General features: G+C 48.6%; 1 protein-coding gene. It reads left to right on the top strand.

Going from position 1 to position 504, the window contains the following annotated elements:
- Window positions 1–105: 105 nt before the first annotated feature.
- Window positions 106–504, top strand: a 399-nt coding sequence (locus ACLD7X_RS18500; protein ID WP_425625498.1) for a hypothetical protein, incomplete at its 3' end; no start/stop codon positions are given.

The following is a 504-nucleotide window of genomic DNA, read 5'->3' as shown; positions in this document are numbered from 1 at the left end:
CAACTTGCAGGGCAACCTACCGGGTCAGCTCGGATAAACGATAGTACCCTCATTGTCTGTGGAAGTCGAAACACCATCCTAAGGGTTAACACGCATGTACAATCGGTGGAGGTTCTCTCGTATTCATTTTTTCGACTAACGGAACGCTTCACCTCCTTCCGAGTGCATGAAGACCAGACGATTTCTTACTCCGGAACTCAAGTAGGTTCCTACAATGATTTGTCTGCCGACGGTGTGAGGGCTATACCAAGTCAACCACTGTATCAGTACTCCGACGCGATTCTTGATGTGAATAAACGCAGTGACGGGTCAATAATCGCACTGACCAAGTACTCTCAGGCTATCTATCGCAAGGCGAGCCCAGATTCCGAATGGGAAACGTCATCAACGCAGGGATACAGGGCAAGAACTGTCGTAGACAAAGCACTATCATTCGTGGATGACAAGAAAGGTGTCTTTGTTGCAGAATCCGGTAGCGAATCCGGTGGCATCTTGATCACATCG

Source organism: Aphanothece microscopica RSMan92 (assembly GCF_046613545.2).
Taxonomy (GTDB): domain Bacteria; phylum Cyanobacteriota; class Cyanobacteriia; order PCC-6307; family Cyanobiaceae; genus NIES-981.
The sequence above is the reverse complement of the archived record's forward strand: the minus strand, read 5'-3'. Positions and strand labels throughout refer to the sequence as shown.